Here is a 2,911-nt window from a genome sequence, read left to right as displayed (position 1 = left end):
CATACAGAATACTTCTTGTTTGAAATCACCTTTCATCATACTATGGAATGGGAAGGTGTGTAAAAATGGAAGAAAAAAAGGTTACGTGGTTAGAACTCTTTTATGACTTGCTATTTGTGGCAGCGGTAGCAAATACGACTCAGGTCTTGCTTCATGTTGAAGAAGGGTATATATATCCAGAATATTTATTAAAATTTGCTTTGATGTTTATTCCGATATGGTGGTCTTGGACTGGACAAACAATGTTTACTAATCGGTTTGGGAGAGATCTTTTACATCAACGTATCTTTATGATTCTTCAAATGTTGTTTGTCCTTATTATGACATCCAGTTTATCGGTTGATTTTGATCAATACTACCTCCCTTTCCTTACTGGCTATATTGGAATAAGAGCAATAACAGCAATCCAATATCTTGTTGTTCAAAACGAAGAAAAAGGTAATAGAAAAAAAGTTGCTTGGTTTTTGGGAACACGTTTTTGGATTGGGGTCATCATCTCATTTTTTTCTATCTTTTTTAATTTATGGATTCGATACGCCGTGTTATATGCAGGGATTATTGTTGATATTATTATGCCTTTTTTCGGACGTAAGTATTTGGTGAAAGCCCCGACAAATACGGCTCATTTATTAGAACGTTTTGCTTTATTGACATTAATCCTTTTAGGGGAATCAGTCGTTAGCACCCTTTTTGTCTTGCAACCGCAAAAAGGTGACTGGGATTCTATCTCATTTTCGATCATTTCATTTATTCTTATAATTTCGATGTGGTGGCAGTATTTCGATAACGTAGAAAAGAAGGTCAATAAGTCAATTCAGGGAGCAGGACAAACTATTGTATACGGACATCTGTTTATTCTAATGTCTTTGGGTATGATTGCAGCATCTATCAAACTGATGTTTTTACATCAGGTCCATTATTCATTTATCTTATATTTTGTATTTAGTTCCGTATTGCTCTATTTCATTGCAACTACCATTGTTTTTCATCAATACCGGTATGAACAACATCGTTTGAAAATATATCATCTAGGGATGTTTGTAGGGATTTTAGCAGCCTTTTTTATTATTAATTTGATTATAATAGTTCCAGACATTGTCATAATGGGGGAATTAGCTCTGTTTTTTATTATCTATGCTATAGTTACAACAACTTAATAAATAGGTCAATTTAATAATCAATATGTTTTAATTATTAAATTATGTTTGATTACTATCGTTTGATAAATTCGCTCTTTCCCTACTACGATATATAAATCATCCTCTAAGGAATCAAAAAAGAAATGAAAACAAAATTAAAAAGAGGAGAAAAAGTTTCATTCTCCTCTAATGAGAATACGAATCCTATTATTTTACTAAAACATCATGATAATTCTCATTACGGTCAAATTGACTCTTTGCAAAAGGACATAATGGAATAATCTTTATCCCTTCTTCCCTTGCAAATTCTACTATTCGATTCACTAATGCTTCTCCAACTCCTTTACCTCGCAAACTGTCTGATACAAGTGTATGATCTATGATAATTTTATCTTTACCAGTAGGAACATAATGGATTTCGGCGTCCTTTTTAACCTGATTTCCTACATAAAACGTGTTGTTATCTTTTTTTATATCGATCATTTTAGTTTTCCCCCCTCTATAAAAATTCTTCTAAACCATTAGGAGTTTTTTAAATGGCTATTATCGCAAAAAGGTTTATTTTTAGAACTTCCGCACCCACATAATGTGGCACGCGTGCATGGAATCGTTTCGTCCCCTTTTTGAATTTCCAAGTTACCCGTAAGATATATCATTCCATTTGCAGCAACTTCAACAGTTGTCTTATCTTTTGGTACTTCTTGTTCCCCGCTATCTTTTCTTATATATTCCAATGCACCACTTGGGCATTCTTCAATAACTTTTGCTATTTTGCTGGCCTCTTCCCCATCTGCATTCACCCATGGCTTCTTATTAACATTGAAAACCTTTGGTAGTCCTTTTACACATTTTTCCGCATGAACACATCTTTCAGTGTGAAAAATAACGTCAATCTGATCCCCTATATAATTTTTGGGTTCATTATTCATAAAACTCACTCCTATACAATTATTTAGACATTAAAAATGTAAAAAGCTCTTCATCTCAGAAATAAGTTGTTCCGGTGCTTCATACATACTCATATGACCCGTGTCTTTGAGTAAGGAATGTGTAATATTATCTTTCGTAACAGAAAATGTTTGCTTATAAGAGATAATTTGGTCCTTTTCGCCTGCGAGTAAAAGGACAGGCAATGCAGGGTTTTCAAGAACGTGATTACGGTCAGGGCGATCTTTCATTGCTTTAAGTGTCTCAATTGCCCCTTCTAAAGAAGTTAAGTAAGCGATTTCCTTAGCTACATTTACGTCACTTGCATTTTTCTTCAAATTGTCTGCAGCAAAGAGTTTTGGCACCAATCCGTCGATTAGAGAATGAATTCCACTGTTCGTCACTTTTTCTATGGTAGCTATTCTTCCTTTTTTCGCCTCTTCTGAGTCAGGAAACGCAGTAGAGTGGACAAGAGAAAAACCATCTAATCGATTACTATATCTTTCTGCAAAAGCAAGCGTGATATATCCGCCTAAAGAGTGCCCAAACATGGTTACTTTCTCTATATTTAATGTATCTAATAGTTCCTTAATACTCTCTGCGATGTCTTCAATGGTATGCTGTTCATTTATAAAGGTAGAATTTCCATGGCCAGGAAGATCCGGTGCTATGACTCGATAGTCTTTTGACAAGGCAGGGATTACCTTTTCCCAATACTTATGGCTTCCGCAAAAACCGTGAAGTAAAACAATTGTCTTTCCGTGTCCTTCATCTCTATATGCCAGGGTTATATTCTGCAACGTAACGGTTTTCAAAATTATTTCATCTCCATTCTTTTATGTATT

General features: G+C 34.5%; 4 protein-coding genes. 1 reads left to right on the top strand and 3 read right to left on the bottom strand.

Annotated features, from left to right (window positions below; translation table 11 throughout):
- The first annotated feature begins 65 nt into the window (after nt 1–65).
- Entirely contained in the window at nt 66–1,157 is a 1,092-nt protein-coding gene (locus AC11ZT_RS06680) for a low temperature requirement protein A (RefSeq protein ID WP_484058850.1), read from the top strand.
- A gap of 189 nt (nt 1,158–1,346) precedes the next feature.
- Here AC11ZT_RS06680 and AC11ZT_RS06675 read toward each other — a convergent pair whose 3' ends face one another.
- From AC11ZT_RS06675 to AC11ZT_RS06665, 3 genes are read right to left on the bottom strand one after another with little or no spacing between them, the layout of a single operon-like run.
- Complete coding sequence (locus AC11ZT_RS06675; protein ID WP_484058849.1) at nt 1,347–1,622, bottom strand: GNAT family N-acetyltransferase; 276 nt, start codon at nt 1,620–1,622, stop codon at nt 1,347–1,349.
- A gap of 38 nt (nt 1,623–1,660) precedes the next feature.
- On the bottom strand, nt 1,661–2,068 hold the full coding sequence (locus tag AC11ZT_RS06670) for a (4Fe-4S)-binding protein (RefSeq protein WP_484058848.1): 408 nt from the start codon (nt 2,066–2,068) through the stop codon (nt 1,661–1,663).
- A gap of 30 nt (nt 2,069–2,098) precedes the next feature.
- Nucleotides 2,099–2,881, bottom strand: a complete 783-nt coding sequence (locus AC11ZT_RS06665; RefSeq protein ID WP_484058847.1) for an alpha/beta fold hydrolase — start codon at nt 2,879–2,881, stop codon at nt 2,099–2,101.
- Nucleotides 2,882–2,911: the final 30 nt, after the last annotated feature.

Source organism: Ectobacillus sp. (assembly GCF_056992975.1).
The sequence above is the reverse complement of the archived record's forward strand: the minus strand, read 5'-3'. Positions and strand labels throughout refer to the sequence as shown.

Coding starts and splice junctions, on each gene's coding strand:
- AC11ZT_RS06680 (WP_484058850.1), top strand. CDS start 66: ATGGAAGAAAAAAAGGTTACGTGGTTAGAACTCTTTTATGACTTGCTA.
- AC11ZT_RS06670 (WP_484058848.1), bottom strand. CDS start 2,068: ATGAATAATGAACCCAAAAATTATATAGGGGATCAGATTGACGTTATT.
- AC11ZT_RS06675 (WP_484058849.1), bottom strand. CDS start 1,622: ATGATCGATATAAAAAAAGATAACAACACGTTTTATGTAGGAAATCAG.